Here is a 14,082-nt window from a genome sequence, read left to right as displayed (position 1 = left end):
CGGTAGTTAAGCCTTCCAGCGCCGATGGTACTGCACTCGTGAGGGTGTGGGAGAGTAGGACGCCGCCGAACATTCTTCCCTGAAAGGGCTTGTGGTGGGGGCACATTAGGTTGTGCCGCAACACCGCAAGCCCTTTCGGCGTGTCCACAGTAGGAGGAGCTAGTGTCCAGGTTCGGGGATCGACCCGGCGACCGTCAGCGTGGCCAGGGAGACCGCCCGCGCCGATCCGACGACGGTGGCCGAGCCCAGGGCGATCGCAAGCCGGCGGGTAGCCGTGACGCTCGTGGGGGCGAGCGGTCGAGCAGCTACCAGCGTCGGGACGATTCTCCGCGTCGGGACGAGCGTGGTGGCTATCCGCGCCGCGACGACAACCGGGGCGACAGCAGGAGCAGCGACAGCCGGGGCGAGCGTCCCCGTTTCGACAAGCCCCGTGACGACCGCGGTGGTTACCCGCGACGTGATGACCGGTCCACCGGCGACCGCGGCGGTTACCAGCGTCGGGACGACCGACCGAGTGGGGACCGCGGCGGTTATTCGCGACGCGACGACCGCTCCGGTGATCGGGGCGGGTTCCGGCGCGACGAGAACCGGCCTCGGTTCGAGCGGCGCGACGACCGGACCGACAGTCGAACCGACAACCGGACCGACAATCGCAGCAGCGACCGGACCGGTGACCGCGGGTTCAACCGGGGTACTGAGCGCAGTGGTGAGCGTCGTGAGTTCCGGCCGCGCGAGGACCGTGGTGGTTACCAGCGTCGCGACGGCCAGAGCGGCGACCGCGGTGGCTACCAGCGACGCGACGACCGACCCGGCGGCGACCGGCCCACCGGCGATCGCGGTGGCTACCAGCGACGTGATGACCGGCCCAGCGGCGACCGGCCCACCGGCGATCGCGGTGGCTACCAGCGACGTGATGACCGGCCCAGCGGCGACCGTGGCGGTTACCAGCGCCGGGACGACCGGCGCGATGACCGTTCCGGTGATCGCGGTGGCGACCGTGGCGGCTATCAGCGGCGCGACGATCGCGGTGGCGAGCGCTCCAGCGACCGCAGCTCCAGCGACCGGGGCGGGTTCCGGCGGGACGACCGCGGCGGTGAGCGTCGTGAGTTCCGGCCGCGCGAGGACCGTGGTGGTTACCAGCGCCGGGACAGCCAGAGCGGCGCCCGCGGCGGTTACCAGCGACGCGATGACCGGCCCACCGGTGACCGTGGCAGCTACCAGCGGCGTGATGACCGGCCCAGCGGTGACCGTGGCGGCTACCAGCGCCGGGACGACCGGCCCGCCGGTGACCGCGGGAGCTACCAGCGTCGTGACGATCGGCCTACCGGTGACCGCGGCGGTTACCAGCGTCGGGATGACCGACCCAGCGGCGACCGTGGTGGTTACCAGCGCCGGGACAGCCAGAGCGGCGACCGGGGTGGCTACCAGCGGCGCGACGACCGCTCCACCGGCGATCGCGGCGGTTACCAGCGTCGGGATGACCGACCCAGCGGCGACCGGCCGCGTTCGGACCGGCCGCACTACGACAAGCCGCAGTACGACAAGCCGCGTCAAGACCGCCGGGACGACCGGCGCGACGAGCGCAGCCGTGACCGGGCCGCCCGGTTCCAGGACCGGATCACGCAGCCCGAGGACCAGCGCGCCGCCGAGGACACCGCGGTCGAGGTCGACGAGTCGGTGAGCACCGGCGCGGCCGTGGTCGAGACCGGCGCTGACGAGCAGGTCGAGCCGACTGTCGTGGACGGCACCGACGAGGCCGCGAAGAACGACCGGGACGACGCGGACGAGTCCGTTGAGGCGCGGGCCGAGAGCGAGCCGGTGGCCGAGACCGAGGCCAAGACCGAGTCCGGGACCGACGCCGGGACCCCGACCGCGATCGAGGGCGCGACCGACGAGACCCCCGAGGTCGAGCGGGAGCTCCCGGAGGCCGGCGAGGACCGGGAGCGGGCGTTCACCCGGTCCCGCACGCCCGAGCTGCCTCAGGACGCGGACATCTCCGTGCTGGACCCCGAGGTGAAGCAGGAGCTGCGCGGGCTGCCCAAGGGCCTGGCCGAGATCGTCGGCCGCCACCTGGCCGCCGCCGGCATGTTGGTCGACAGCGAGCCCGAGTTGGCGCTGGAGCACGCCCGGTACGCGCGGTCGAAGGCCGCTCGGGTCGCGGTGGTGCGCGAGGCCGCCGGGTTGACCGCCTACCACGCCGGTGAGTGGTCCGAGGCGCTGTCGGAGCTGCGGGCCGCCCGTCGCATGTCGCACGGTGCCGGGCACGTCGCGGTGATGGCCGACTGCGAGCGGGCGCTGGGGCGTCCCGAGCGGGCGATCGAGCTGGCGCGCGAGGCGCAGGGCTCGCCGCTGTCGGCCGAGGAGGCGGTGGAGCTGCGGATCGTGGCGGCCGGCGCCCGGCGGGACATGGGGCAGCTGGAGGCGGCCGTGGTGGCGCTCCAGGGCGACGACCTGGACGCGAAGCGCCGGGACCCGTGGAGCGCCCGCCTGTTCTACGCCTACGCCGACAACCTGGAGGCGGCCGGGCGGACCGAGGAGGCCGTGCGGTGGTTCCTCAACGCCGCGCAGGCCGACGACGACAACGAGACGGACGCCGCCGAGCGCGCGTTCGACCTCAGCCCGCAGGACTGAGCCCGCAGGACCGAACCCCCGGACCGAACCCACCGGGGCCGGCCCGAGCGACCGAAGTCACCCCCTGGAGGCCCGACACCACCCGGTGTCGGGCCTCCGGACTTGGGGGCACCACCCGCGACCACCGGAACGGAGGCGGCCCGTGCTGCTGGACCGCTACGACGCCCTGCTGCTGGACCTCGACGGCACCGTCTACCGGGGCCGGGAGGTCGTGCCCCGCGCGGTGGAGGCGGTGGCCGCCGCCCGGGAGCGGGGCGTCGGCATCCGGTTCGTCACCAACAACGCCTCCCGGTCGCCCTCGGACGTGGCCGGGCACCTGGTGGAGCTGGGCTTCGGCGCGGCGCTGGAGGAGGTCAGCACGAGCGCCCAGGCGGGCGCGGCGATGCTGATCGACCTGGTGCCGCCGGGCACGCGCGTGCTGGTGCTGGGCACCGCCGCGCTGGCCGAGGAGGTCCGCTCACGCGGGTTCGAGCCGGTGGAGCGCGCGGACGGCGCCGGGGCCGTGGTCCAGGGGCTGTCGCAGGAGCTGGGGTGGCGGGAGCTGGCCGAGGCGTGCGTGGCGGTCCGGGCGGGCGCGTGGTGGATCGCCTGCAACGTCGACGCGACCCTGCCCACCGAGCGGGGCCTGCTGCCCGGCAACGGCGCGCTGGTGGCCGCCCTGCGCACCGCCACGGGGGTGGAGCCGCTGGTGGCGGGCAAGCCCGCGACGCCGCTGCTGGAGCAGGCGGCGAAGTCGCTGGGCGCGCTGCGCCCGCTGGTCGTGGGCGACCGCCTGGACACCGACATCGCGGGCGCGGTCAACGCGGGCATGGACTCGCTGCTGGTGCTGACCGGCGTGTCCACCGAGGAGGAGGCGCTCGGCCTGCCCGACGGGCAGCGGCCCACGCACATCGCGGCGGACCTGTCGATCCTGCATCGGCTACCGTGAAACCGTGAGCTTCGAGGTTCCCCCGCCCGGCCCGCCGCGTGACCCGGTGGCCGGGATCGAGGACGCGCTGGCCGGCCTGGAGGGTCTGGACCAGGTGGACGTGGTCGAGCACGTGGCCAGGTTCGACGACGTGCACGCGGCGTTGACCACCGCGCTGTCCAGCGTCGACAGGGTCTGATCCGGTGCCGCGCAGGGCTCGGCTCGACGCCGAACTGGTCCGCCGCGGGCTGGCCAGGTCCCGGGAGCACGCGAGCCAACTCGTCGCCGAGGGCCGGGTGACCGTCCGGGGCACCGTGGCCACCAAGTCCGCGACCGCGGTCGAGCTGGACACCGCGCTGGTGGTCCGCGTCGACGACGACCCGAACTACGCCTCGCGGGGCGCGCACAAGCTGGTCGGCGCGCTGGAGGCGTTCTCGGGGGTGGTCGTGGCGGGCAGGCGCTGCCTGGACGCGGGCGCGTCCACCGGCGGGTTCACCGACGTGCTGCTGCGCGCGGGGGCCCGGCAGGTGGTGGCCGCGGACGTGGGGCGGGGGCTGCTGGACTGGCGGTTGCGCACGGACGACCGGGTCGTGGTGAAGGACCGGACCAACGTGCGGTCGCTGGCGCCGGAGGCCATCGGCGGTCCGGTGGAGCTGGTGGTGGCGGACCTCTCGTTCATCTCCCTGCGGCTCGTGCTGCCCGCGCTGGCGGCGTGCCTGGAGGAGGGCGGTGACCTGCTGCCGATGGTGAAGCCGCAGTTCGAGGTGGGCAAGGAGCGCCTGGGCTCGGGCGGTGTGGTGCGGGACCCGGAGCTGCGCGCCGAGGCGGTGCTGGACGTGGTCGCGTCCGCCGCCGGGCTCGGCCTGCGGCTGCACGGGGTGACCGCGAGCCCGCTGCCGGGGCCGTCGGGCAACGTCGAGTTCTTCGCCTGGCTGCGCCGGGGCGAGCCGCTGCCGGACGAGGCCGCCGCCGCGCTCGTGCGCACGGCCGTGGCCGAAGGACCTCGGTGAGGGGAACGTGGTGACGAGGGAGATCCTGCTGGTCGTCCACACCGGGCGGCGCAGCAACGTGCTGGTCGCCCAGGAGGTCGCGGCGCGGTTCGCGGCGGGTGGGGTGGACCTGAGGGTGCTGGAGGACGAGGCGCCCGAGCTCGACGCGTCCTGCTTCACCCGGGTGCTGCCCGCCGACGACCACGCGGCCGAGGGCGCCGAGCTGGTGTTCGTGCTCGGCGGTGACGGCACGCTGCTGCGCGCGGCCGAGCTGGCGCGCGCGGCGGGGGTGCCGGTGCTGGGGGTGAACCTGGGCCGGGTCGGGTTCCTGGCGGAGGCCGACTCGGACGCGCTCTACGACGCGATCCGGCACGTCCTGGACCGCGACTACGAGGTCGACGAGCGGATGACGCTCGACGTGACCGCGTTCGCCGGCGGCGAGGTGCTGGGCAGCACGTGGGCGCTCAACGAGGCCAGCGTGGAGAAGAGCACCCGGGAGCGCATCCTGGACGTGGTGGTCGAGGTGGACGGGCGGCCGGTGTCGGCGTTCGGCTGCGACGGCGTGCTGGTGGCCACCCCGACCGGGTCCACGGCCTACGCGTTCTCGGCGGGCGGGCCGGTGGTGTGGCCGGACGTGCAGGCGCTGCTGGTGGTGCCGAGCAACGCGCACGCCCTGTTCGCGCGGCCCCTGGTGGTCTCGCCCGCGTCGGTGGTGGCGCTGGAGGTCGACCCGGAGAGCTACCCGGCGGTGCTGTCCGCGGACGGCCGCCGCACCGTCGACCTGCCGCCCGGCGCGCGGGTCGAGGTGGTGGGCGGCCGCACCCCGCTGCGGTTGATCAGGCTGCGCCAGGGGCCGTTCACCGATCGGCTGGTGGAGAAGTTCGAGCTGCCGGTGCAGGGGTGGCGGGGTCCCTCGGCCAGGTAGATCAACTGGGGAAACCCGGCCCCCGAGCACACGGTTCGTCGGCGTCGCCCAGTAGTGTCCTCTGTTGTGCTGGCCGAGATGCGCATCCAGGGCCTCGGTGTGATCGACGAGGCCACCCTTGAGCTCGACCCCGGGTTCACCGTGGTGACGGGCGAGACCGGCGCGGGCAAGACGATGGTCGTCACCGGCCTCCACCTGCTGGGTGGCGGTCGGGCCGAGGCGTCACGCGTGCGCAACGGCGCGGAGAAGGCGGTGGTCGAGGGCCGGTTCCAGGCCCCCGCCGGCAGCCCGGCGGCGAAGGTCGCCGAGGAGGTCGGCGGCCAGCCCGACGAGGACGGCAGCGTGATCGCCGTCCGCACGGTCGGTGCCGACGGCCGGTCCCGCGCCCACCTGGGCGGCCGGTCCGTGCCGGTCGGCGTGCTGGGCGAGCTGGCCGAGCAGCTGCTGGCCGTGCACGGTCAGAACGACCAGCTGAGGCTGCTGCGGCCCGCGGAGCAGCGGTCGGTGCTCGACCGGTTCGCCGGTGACGAGGTCGCCGGGCCGCTGCGCGCCTACCGGAAGATCCGCGACGAGTGGCTGCGGGTGGCCGGTGAGCTGGCCGAGCGCACCCGCCGGGCCCGCGAGCTGGCCCGCGAGTCCGAGCTGCTGCGGCACGGCTTGGCCGAGATCACCGCGGTCGACCCGAAGCCCGGCGAGGACGAGGAGCTGATCGCGGAGGCGCGCCGGCTCGCCGACGCCGACCAGCTGCGCGAGTCCGCGTCGGGCGCCCAGTACGCGGTGGCGGGCTCCCCGGACGGCGACCCGGACAACCCGGGCGCGCTGGGCTTGATCGGCGAGGCGCGGCGGCGGCTGGCGGCCTCGGAGGACCCGAAGCTGCGCGAGCTGGAGCCCCGGCTGGTCGAGGCGGAGACGCTGCTGGCCGACGTGGGCGCGGAGATCGTGTCCTACCTGGAGCACCTGGAGGCCGACCCGACGCGGCTGGAGCAGGTGCTGGCCCGCCAGTCCGAGCTGAAGTCGCTGACCCGCAAGTACGCCGCGGACGTGGACGGCGTGATCGCGTGGGCGCAGGACGCGTCGGCGCGGCTGGCCGGCCTGGACACCTCCGACGAGGCGCTGGCGGCGCTGGCCGCGCGGCGCGACGAGCTGGCCGTCGAGCTGGCGGGCTACGCGCTGCGGGTGACCGGGGCGCGCGTGGACGCCGCCGACGAGCTGGGCAAGGCGGTGTCCGAGGAGCTGACCGGCCTGGCCATGCCGCACGCCTCGGTCGAGGTCGTGGTGCGGCCGCGGGTGGCGGAGGCGGGTGACGCGCAGGCCCTGGAGGTCGACGGCCGGCTGCTGCACGCCGGCGCGTCCGGCGTGGACGACGTGGAGCTGCGGCTCATCGCGCACCCCGGCGCGCCCGCGCTGCCCGTGCACAAGGGCGCGTCCGGCGGCGAGCTGTCCCGGGTGATGCTGGCGCTCGAGGTCGTGCTGTCGCACTCCGACCCGGTGCCCACGCTGGTGTTCGACGAGGTCGACGCGGGTGTGGGTGGCCGGGCGGCGGTCGAGGTCGGCCGGCGGCTGGCCAGGTTGGCGCGCAGCCACCAGGTCGTCGTGGTCACGCACCTGCCGCAGGTGGCGGCCTTCGCCGACCGGCACCTGGTGGTCGACAAGACCGCGGACGGCGTGCTGACCCGCAGCGGTGTGCGGCGGCTGGACGAGTCGCAGCGCGTGGTCGAGCTGGCCCGGATGCTGGCCGGCATGGACTCCACCGACACCGGCCGCGCGCACGCCGAGGAGCTGCTGGCGGCGGCGAAGGCGGACAAGGAGAGCGTGCCCGTGGTGCGCCGCAGGGCGAAGCGCAGGTGAACCGACGCCTGCTCGGGGCGGCCCTGCTGGTGGCGGCCGCCGCGGGGGCCGTCGTCGGCACCTTCCTGCCGCTGTCGGTGCTGGAGACGGGGTTCGGCCCGGGGAACGAGGGGCTGCGGATCACGACCACGTCGTGGTCGGTGCGGGTGGAGCCGGACACGATCGAGGCGCTGAGGTTCGACGGCACGCCCCAGTACGGGGTGCCGATCGCGGCGGCGGGGCTGCTGCTGGCGGTCGCCGCGGCCATGGTGTTCCTGCCCGAGCACCAGCGCGGGATCACCCGCTACACCGCGCTCGGCGCGACCGGCGTGCTGTTCGGCGCGGTGTGGGCGGTGTGGTCGGCGGTGTCCGCGGCGGTGCGCTCGCCGCGCGGGCCCGAGCGCGACTACCTGAGGGAGACCGCGGGCGGCGGGATCTGGGTGCTCAGCGCGGCGGTGCTGGCCGCGGTGGCGGGGTTGGTGCTGGTCCACGCCCGGCGGGCGGAGCCGCGAGCCGAGGGCGCGGTGGTGTACGCGGTGGGTGGCGAGGACGAGGACACCCCGCCGTTCGGCATCCCGGTGATCGAGGTGGCGCGGCTGCCGGAGAGCGACTACCCGGGGCCGGGCGCCTCGGGGTCGACGGGTTCCGCCGGTCCTGCCGGTTCCGCCGGTGCTGCCGACCTCGTCGATCCCACCGGTCCCGGTTCCGGCGGTCCCGGTCAGGAGACCCCGCGCCCGGAGCGCGCGCCGTGACCCGGCCGGCCGGGGCACCCGCGTGACGCGGCGCGCGGTCGCCGTCGGCCTGCTCGTCGTGGGCGCGCTGCTGGTGCTGCTCGGTTCGCTGTTCCCGCTGTTCGCCGTGGAGCAGGTGGAGCTGTTCGGGCCGGGCGGCCGGGAGCCGGACAGCCGGACCGTCACGGTCGGCATCACCGGGTGGGAGGTGGTCCGCGACCCCGAGCCCGACGCCGCGGCGGAGCTGGACGGCGAGGACCCGGTCTACGGCTACGCCCTGGTCGTGGCGGCGCTGCTGGCCGGCGCCGGCGCGGTGCTGCGCGTCCGCACGCCCCGTCAGGCCGTGGTCGGCGGGCTCGCCGCGGGCGCCGGCGCGGGCCTGGTCGCGGGCGTGCTGTGGGCGGTGGTGGAGACGTGGTCGGTGCTGTTCGGCGGCCCCCTGCCCGACGAGGGCGTCCGCACGTTCGTCGGCGCGGGCGGCTACCTGCTGGGCGTGGCCGTGGCGCTGGTCGTCGCCGGGGCCGTGCTGGGCGCCGAGTGGCCGCCCCGCGCGCCCCGAACGGCCGGGGACGCGGTGCACCGGGTGGACGACGACGCCACGCCGCCGTTCGGGATCGCCGTCCCGGTGATCGAGCTGGGGCCCGTCGAGGCCGACCGGGATCACCCGACCGGGTAGTCCGTCCACTGTGGAGCGGTACCGGGCCCGGCGTGTTGGCCCGGGAGCGCGTGCGGTGTGGGCGACCATCGGGTCATGAAGCTCTCCGGGTTGCTCCACCGCACGAACCACGAACCGCCGGGCGTGACCGGTGTCGCGAGGGTCGACCGGCGCGCGGGCGACCTGCTGCGGAGGCTCGAACCCGGTGACATCGCGGTGCTCGACCTCGTCGACGTCGACCGCCGCACCGCCGAGGCCCTGGTGGCGGCCGGGGTGGTCGGCGTGGTCAACGCCTCGCCGTCGATCTCCGGGCGGTTCCCCAACCTCGGGCCGGAGGTGCTGGTCGAGGCGGGGGTCCGGCTGGTCGACGGGACCGGCACCGGCGTGCTGCGCGACGTGAAGGACGGCTCCCGGCTGCGCCTGCACGAGGGCGGGGTGTTCGCCGGGGACCGCGAGGTCGCGCGGGGCGTCGAGCAGACCGCCGAGTCCGTGGCCGACGCGGTGGTGGAGGCCAGGGCGGGCATGGCCTCGCAGCTGGAGGCGTTCTCCGCCGACACCATCGAGTTCCTGCGCCGGGAGCGCGACCTGCTCCTGGACGGGGTGGGCGTGCCCGAGCTGGACGTGCCGGTGCGCGGCCGGCAGGCGCTGGTGGTGGCCGGCGGGCCGAGGCACGCCGAGGAGCTGCGGAAGCTGCGCCGGTACATCCGCGAGCACCGGCCCGTGCTGATCGGCGTCGACGCGGGCGCGGACACCCTGCACCGGGCGGGGCTCAAGCCGGACGTCGTCGTCGGCGACCCGAACGGCATCGGCACCGAGGCGCTGCGCGCCGGGGCCGAGGTCGTGGTGCCCGCGCAGACCGACGGCCACGCGCCCGGCCTGGAGCGCATCCAGGACCTGGGCATCGGCGCGGTGACGTTCCCCGCGGACGGCAACGCCGAGGACCTGGCGCTGCTGCTGGCCGAGGCGCACGGCGCGAGCCTGGTGGTGACCGTGGGGGTGCAGGCCGGGCTGCGGGAGTTCCTGGACCGGGGGCGCTCGGGGTCGAACCCGTCGACGTTCCTGACCCGGCTCAAGCTGGGCGACAAGCTCGTGGACGGGCGGGCCGTGGCGGTGCTGCACCGCGGCCGGATCTCGACCGGCGTGGTCGTGCTGCTGGTGTCGGCGGCGGTCGCGGCGATGGTGGCCGCGCTGACCGTGTCCGGCGTCGGGTCGGCCTACCTGGACGTGGCGGCCGACGCGGTCGGCTCCGCCGTCGACCGGGTGAGGGGGTGGTTCGGGTGATCTCCCTGCGCTACCACGTCGTCTCGGTGACCGCGGTGTTCCTGGCGCTGGCCGTGGGCGTGGTGCTCGGGTCGACCGCGATCAGCGGCCGGCTGCTGTCGGGGCTGACCGACGACAACAGCGAGCTGGGCCGGGAGGTCGCCGCGCTGCGGGCGGACCGGGTCGCGCTGGACGCGCGGCTGGCCGAGGCGGACCGGTTCGCGGGCGCGGTCGGGCCGTCGGCGGTGCGGGAGCAGCTCGCGGACCGGACCGTCGTGCTGGTGACCACGGCCGACGCCGCGCCGGGTGACCGGGACGCGCTGGTGGAGCTGCTGCGCGCGGCCGGGGCGGACGTGACCGGGGAGGTGCAGCTCACCGAGTCCTTCACCGACCCCGACAAGGCCGACCAGCTGCTGAACATGGTGGCGCGGCTCCAGCCCGCCGGGACGCAGCTGCCCACCGGGGCCGACCCGGGCACGCGGGCCGGCGCGCTGCTGGGGTCGGTGCTGCTCCTCGGCGGCGACGGCCGGCCCCGGGCGACCGAGGCGGAGTCGGCGGCGGCGCTGGGCGGGTTGGCCGGCGCGGGGTTCGTCCGGCAGAAGGCGCCGGTGCGGCCGGCGCAGCTGGCCGTGGTGCTGACCGGGGGAGCGGCCTCGGGGAACTCGGCGGGCGACCGGGCGGCGGTGGTGGCCCGGTTCGCCTCGCAGCTGGACCGGTCGGGGGCGGGCGCGGTGCTGGCGGGCGACCGGGGTTCGGCGGACGGCACGGGAGCGGTCGGCGTGGTCCGGGCGGACACGGCGGCGACGTCGGTGCTGTCGACGGTCGACCACCTCGACACGGCGGCCGGGCGGGTGGTGACGGTGCTGGCGCTGCGTGAGCAGCTGGAGGGCGGGGCCGGGCGCTACGGGGTCGCGGGCAACGCGGAGGGCGCGGCCCCGGGCATCCCCGACTGACCACAGCGCGAGTCGTACGTCCAGGCCCACCGTGTCGTACGTTCGGGACCCCCGTGTCGTACGTTCAGGCCCCTTGAGTTCTGCGTTCGGGAGCTCGGGCGCGGGACGTGCTGGGACCGGGCGCGGGACACGTGGAACCCGAACGTGGGACACGGGCGCCCGAACGTGGGGCATACGTGGTCTGAACGTTGAACTCGGGGGTCCTGAACGTACGACTCGCGAGGTTTGGGCGTACGACTCGCGCGGGGGTGGGTGGGGGTAGGCCATCCGAGTGATGCCCAACCGGACCCACCAGCGCGCTGGGTGATGGGTGGCGTGTTAGCGTTAGGGCCCGTGGACAGGGCCGTTGGCCCTGCGGAAATCCAGACCACGGGGAGCCTCCTTGGTGCAGCAGGCACGTACGACAAAGCACGTTTTCGTCACCGGAGGTGTCGCCTCCTCCCTGGGCAAGGGCCTCACCGCGTCCAGCCTGGGACAGCTGCTCACCGCCCGTGGCCTGCGGGTCACCATGCAGAAGCTCGACCCGTACCTCAACGTCGACCCCGGCACGATGAACCCCTTCCAGCACGGCGAGGTGTTCGTCACCGACGACGGCGCGGAGACCGACCTCGACATCGGCCACTACGAGCGCTTCCTCGCCCGGGACCTGTCCGGCGAGGCCAACGTGACCACCGGCCAGGTCTACTCCGAGGTCATCGCCAAGGAGCGGCGCGGCGAGTACCTGGGCGACACCGTCCAGGTCATCCCGCACATCACCGACGAGATCAAGCGCCGCATCCGGGCCATGGCCGAGCCGGGCGCCGACGGCGTCGCGCCCGACGTGGTCATCACCGAGGTCGGCGGCACGGTCGGCGACATCGAGTCGCTGCCGTTCCTGGAGGCGTGCCGGCAGGTGCGCCACGACGTGGGCCGCGACAACGTCTTCTTCCTGCACGTCTCGCTGGTGCCGTACCTGGCGCCCTCGGGCGAGCTGAAGACCAAGCCCACCCAGCACTCGGTCGCCGCGCTGCGCAACATCGGCATCCAGCCCGACGCCATCGTGTGCCGGGCCGACCGCGAGATCCCCGACTCGCTCAAGCGCAAGATCGGCCTGATGTGCGACGTCGACACCGACGCCGTGGTGGCCGCCGTGGACGCGCGGTCGATCTACGACATCCCCAAGGTGCTGCACGCCGAGGGCCTCGACGCCTACGTGGTGCGCCGGCTGGACCTGCCGTTCCGCGACGTCGACTGGACCGTGTGGGGCGACCTGCTCGACCGGGTGCACAACCCGACCGAGAAGGTCCGCATCGGCCTGGTCGGCAAGTACGTCGACCTGCCCGACGCCTACCTGTCGGTGACCGAGGCGCTGCGCGCGGGCGGCTTCGCCCACCGCACCAAGGTCGAGATCGTGTGGGTGCCGTCCGACGAGTGCCAGACCCCGTCCGGCGCGGCGCACGCCCTGTCCGGCCTCGACGCGGTCCTCGTCCCCGGCGGCTTCGGCGTGCGCGGCATCGAGGGCAAGATCGGCGCCATCACCCACGCCCGCACCCGCGGCCTCCCGCTGCTGGGCCTGTGCCTGGGCCTCCAGTGCCTGGTCATCGAGGCGGCCCGCAACCTGGCGGGCATCGCCGACGCGAACTCCGCCGAGTTCGAGGACACCGGTTCGCCGGTGATCAGCACCATGGCCGACCAGCAGGACGTGGTCGCCGGCCAGCGCGACATGGGCGGCACCATGCGGCTCGGCGCGTACCCGGCGAAGCTCGTCCCCGGCTCCCAGGTCGCGCTGGCGTACGGCGCGACCGAGGTGTCCGAGCGGCACCGGCACCGCTACGAGGTCAACAACGCCTACCGCGACCGGCTGGCCGACGCGGGCCTGGTGTTCTCCGGCACCTCGCCGGACGACCGGCTGGTGGAGTTCGTCGAGCTGCCCGCCGACGCGCACCCGTTCTTCGTGGCCACCCAGGCGCACCCGGAGCTGAAGTCGCGGCCGACCCGCCCGCACCCGCTGTTCGCGGCGTTCGTCAAGGCGGCCCTGGACTACCGGCTGGCCGACCGCCTGCCGCTGCCCGAGACCGCGAGGGCCGCGAAGTGACCGGCAGGCACGAGTTCAGCACCGTCTCCTCGCGGGACGTGCACGTGGGCAGGGTCGTCGCGCTGCGCGTGGACGAGGTCGCCATGCCCGGCGGCGGCACGGCCAAGCGCGAGGTGGTCGAGCACCTGGGCGCGGTGGCCGTGGTCGCGCTGGACGACGCCGGCGCGGTCACGCTCATCCACCAGTACCGCCACCCGCTCGGGCGGCGGCTGTGGGAGCTGCCCGCCGGCCTGCTGGACGCGGCGGGCGAGTCGCCGCTGCCGGCGGCCCAGCGCGAGCTGGCCGAGGAGGTCGGGCTGGCCGCGTCCTCGTGGGAGACGCTGGTGGACGTCGCCGCCTCGCCCGGTTTCACCGACGAGGTGGTGCGGGTCTTCCTGGCCCGGGGGCTGACCGAGGTCGACCGCGACGAGCAGGGCGAGGAGGAGGCCGACCTGGAGGCCAGGACCTTCCCGCTGGACGAGGCGGTGGTCCTGGCCCTGGCCGGTGACATCGTCAACGGGGCGGCCGTGTCCGGGCTGCTGGCGGCCCAGGCGGTGGTGGCCGGCCGCGCGGTGAGCCGCCCGGCGGACGCGCCGTTCGGCGACCGGCCGACCCGGTTCGCCCGGCGGTCGCGGGACTGACCTGGCTGTGCTGAGGGGCCGCTCGTGGGCGGGAACGGGCTCACGGGCGGCGCCGGTCGGGCCGGTGCGACCGTCCGGGCGGGGAACGCGGCCCGGGTCTTCAGCGGCGGCGGCCCAGGACCAGCCGGTGGGCGCGGCGCGTGGCGGTCAGGATCTCCCGCCACCGCGCGCCCGCCGCCAGGTCCTCCGGCCGGCTGAACGGCGTGGGCCCCGAGGGCGTCCGCCGCCCCGCCCGCTTCTCCACCCGGCGGACCTCGGCGAACGCCGCCACCTCCGCCTTCCACCGCGCCCGCCGCGCCTCCAGCAGCTCCAGCGCCCGCACCAGCGCCTCGCCGTCGCACTGGAACGGCCCCACCTCCAGTTCGAGGTAGGCGAGCGTCCCGGTGTACCCGTACGGCCGGAACAGCTGCACGCACGACCCCAGCGCGGACACCCGCCTGCCCATCGGCAGCGAGGCGTCACGCACCCGGCGGGCGTGCACGGCGAAGCTCACGCACCCCAGTCTCCCCG

The 14,082-nt window shown here is 75.3% G+C and carries 14 protein-coding genes and 1 rRNA gene; 13 read left to right on the top strand and 2 right to left on the bottom strand.

The window, feature by feature from the left end:
- A 5S ribosomal RNA gene (gene rrf, locus ACFP3R_RS37930) occupies positions 1–71 on the top strand; the annotation flags it as partial.
- Positions 72–159: 88 nt separating this feature from the next.
- On the opposite strand, the gene ACFP3R_RS32825 is transcribed toward rrf, so the two are convergent.
- A complete protein-coding gene (locus ACFP3R_RS32825) occupies positions 160–1,554 on the bottom strand; it encodes a hypothetical protein (protein ID WP_380641950.1) in 1,395 nt (464 codons plus the stop codon).
- Between the two features lie 123 nt (positions 1,555–1,677).
- On the opposite strand from ACFP3R_RS32825, the gene ACFP3R_RS32820 reads away from it, so the two are divergent.
- From ACFP3R_RS32820 to ACFP3R_RS32765, 12 genes are all read left to right on the top strand, one after another.
- Positions 1,678–2,631 carry a hypothetical protein gene (locus tag ACFP3R_RS32820; protein ID WP_380641947.1) on the top strand — a complete coding sequence of 318 codons (954 nt, stop codon included), beginning with the start codon at positions 1,678–1,680 and terminating at the stop codon, positions 2,629–2,631.
- Positions 2,632–2,773: 142 nt separating this feature from the next.
- Positions 2,774–3,559 (top strand): HAD-IIA family hydrolase, encoded by a 786-nt coding sequence (locus ACFP3R_RS32815; RefSeq protein ID WP_380641944.1) that lies wholly within the window; start codon positions 2,774–2,776, stop codon positions 3,557–3,559.
- Between the two features lie 4 nt (positions 3,560–3,563).
- Positions 3,564–3,737 carry a hypothetical protein gene (locus tag ACFP3R_RS32810; RefSeq protein WP_380641942.1) on the top strand — a complete coding sequence of 58 codons (174 nt, stop codon included), beginning with the start codon at positions 3,564–3,566 and terminating at the stop codon, positions 3,735–3,737.
- A gap of 4 nt (positions 3,738–3,741) precedes the next feature.
- Positions 3,742–4,548, top strand: a complete 807-nt coding sequence (locus ACFP3R_RS32805; RefSeq protein ID WP_380641940.1) for a TlyA family RNA methyltransferase — start codon at positions 3,742–3,744, stop codon at positions 4,546–4,548.
- Between the two features lie 10 nt (positions 4,549–4,558).
- Positions 4,559–5,452: an NAD kinase gene (locus ACFP3R_RS32800; RefSeq protein ID WP_380641938.1), complete on the top strand. Its 894-nt coding sequence runs from the start codon at positions 4,559–4,561 to the stop codon at positions 5,450–5,452.
- Between the two features lie 66 nt (positions 5,453–5,518).
- Positions 5,519–7,300 (top strand): DNA repair protein RecN, encoded by a 1,782-nt coding sequence (gene recN, locus ACFP3R_RS32795; protein WP_380641935.1) that lies wholly within the window; start codon positions 5,519–5,521, stop codon positions 7,298–7,300.
- Positions 7,297–8,031 (top strand): hypothetical protein, encoded by a 735-nt coding sequence (locus ACFP3R_RS32790; RefSeq protein WP_380641933.1) that lies wholly within the window; start codon positions 7,297–7,299, stop codon positions 8,029–8,031. The genes recN and ACFP3R_RS32790 overlap by 4 nt, the downstream gene beginning before the upstream one ends.
- A gap of 22 nt (positions 8,032–8,053) precedes the next feature.
- Positions 8,054–8,686, top strand: a complete 633-nt coding sequence (locus ACFP3R_RS32785) for a hypothetical protein (RefSeq protein ID WP_380641930.1) — start codon at positions 8,054–8,056, stop codon at positions 8,684–8,686.
- 75 nt (positions 8,687–8,761) lie between these two features.
- Positions 8,762–9,946, top strand: a complete 1,185-nt coding sequence (gene steA / locus ACFP3R_RS32780; protein WP_380641928.1) for a putative cytokinetic ring protein SteA — start codon at positions 8,762–8,764, stop codon at positions 9,944–9,946.
- A complete protein-coding gene (locus ACFP3R_RS32775; protein ID WP_380641926.1) occupies positions 9,943–10,878 on the top strand; it encodes a copper transporter in 936 nt (311 codons plus the stop codon). Before steA ends, ACFP3R_RS32775 begins: the two co-directional genes overlap by 4 nt.
- A 385-nt stretch (positions 10,879–11,263) precedes the next feature.
- On the top strand, positions 11,264–12,952 hold the full coding sequence (locus tag ACFP3R_RS32770; RefSeq protein WP_380641923.1) for a CTP synthase: 1,689 nt from the start codon (positions 11,264–11,266) through the stop codon (positions 12,950–12,952).
- Positions 12,949–13,572, top strand: coding sequence for an NUDIX domain-containing protein (locus tag ACFP3R_RS32765; RefSeq protein WP_380641920.1), 624 nt, complete (start codon positions 12,949–12,951; stop codon positions 13,570–13,572). The genes ACFP3R_RS32770 and ACFP3R_RS32765 overlap by 4 nt, the downstream gene beginning before the upstream one ends.
- A gap of 100 nt (positions 13,573–13,672) precedes the next feature.
- Here the strand turns inward: ACFP3R_RS32765 and ACFP3R_RS32760 are convergent, their stop codons facing one another.
- A complete protein-coding gene (locus ACFP3R_RS32760) occupies positions 13,673–14,065 on the bottom strand; it encodes a hypothetical protein (protein ID WP_380641918.1) in 393 nt (130 codons plus the stop codon).
- Between the last annotated feature and the right edge of the window lie 17 nt (positions 14,066–14,082).

The organism is Saccharothrix lopnurensis, from assembly GCF_042658445.1.
Taxonomy (GTDB): domain Bacteria; phylum Actinomycetota; class Actinomycetes; order Mycobacteriales; family Pseudonocardiaceae; genus Actinosynnema; species Actinosynnema lopnurensis.
The sequence above is the reverse complement of the archived record's forward strand: the minus strand, read 5'-3'. Positions and strand labels throughout refer to the sequence as shown.

What these genes read in the sequence shown, in the direction of transcription:
- steA (WP_380641928.1), top strand. Translation starts at nt 8,762, where the DNA reads ATGAAGCTCTCCGGGTTGCTCCACCGCACGAACCACGAACCGCCGGGC.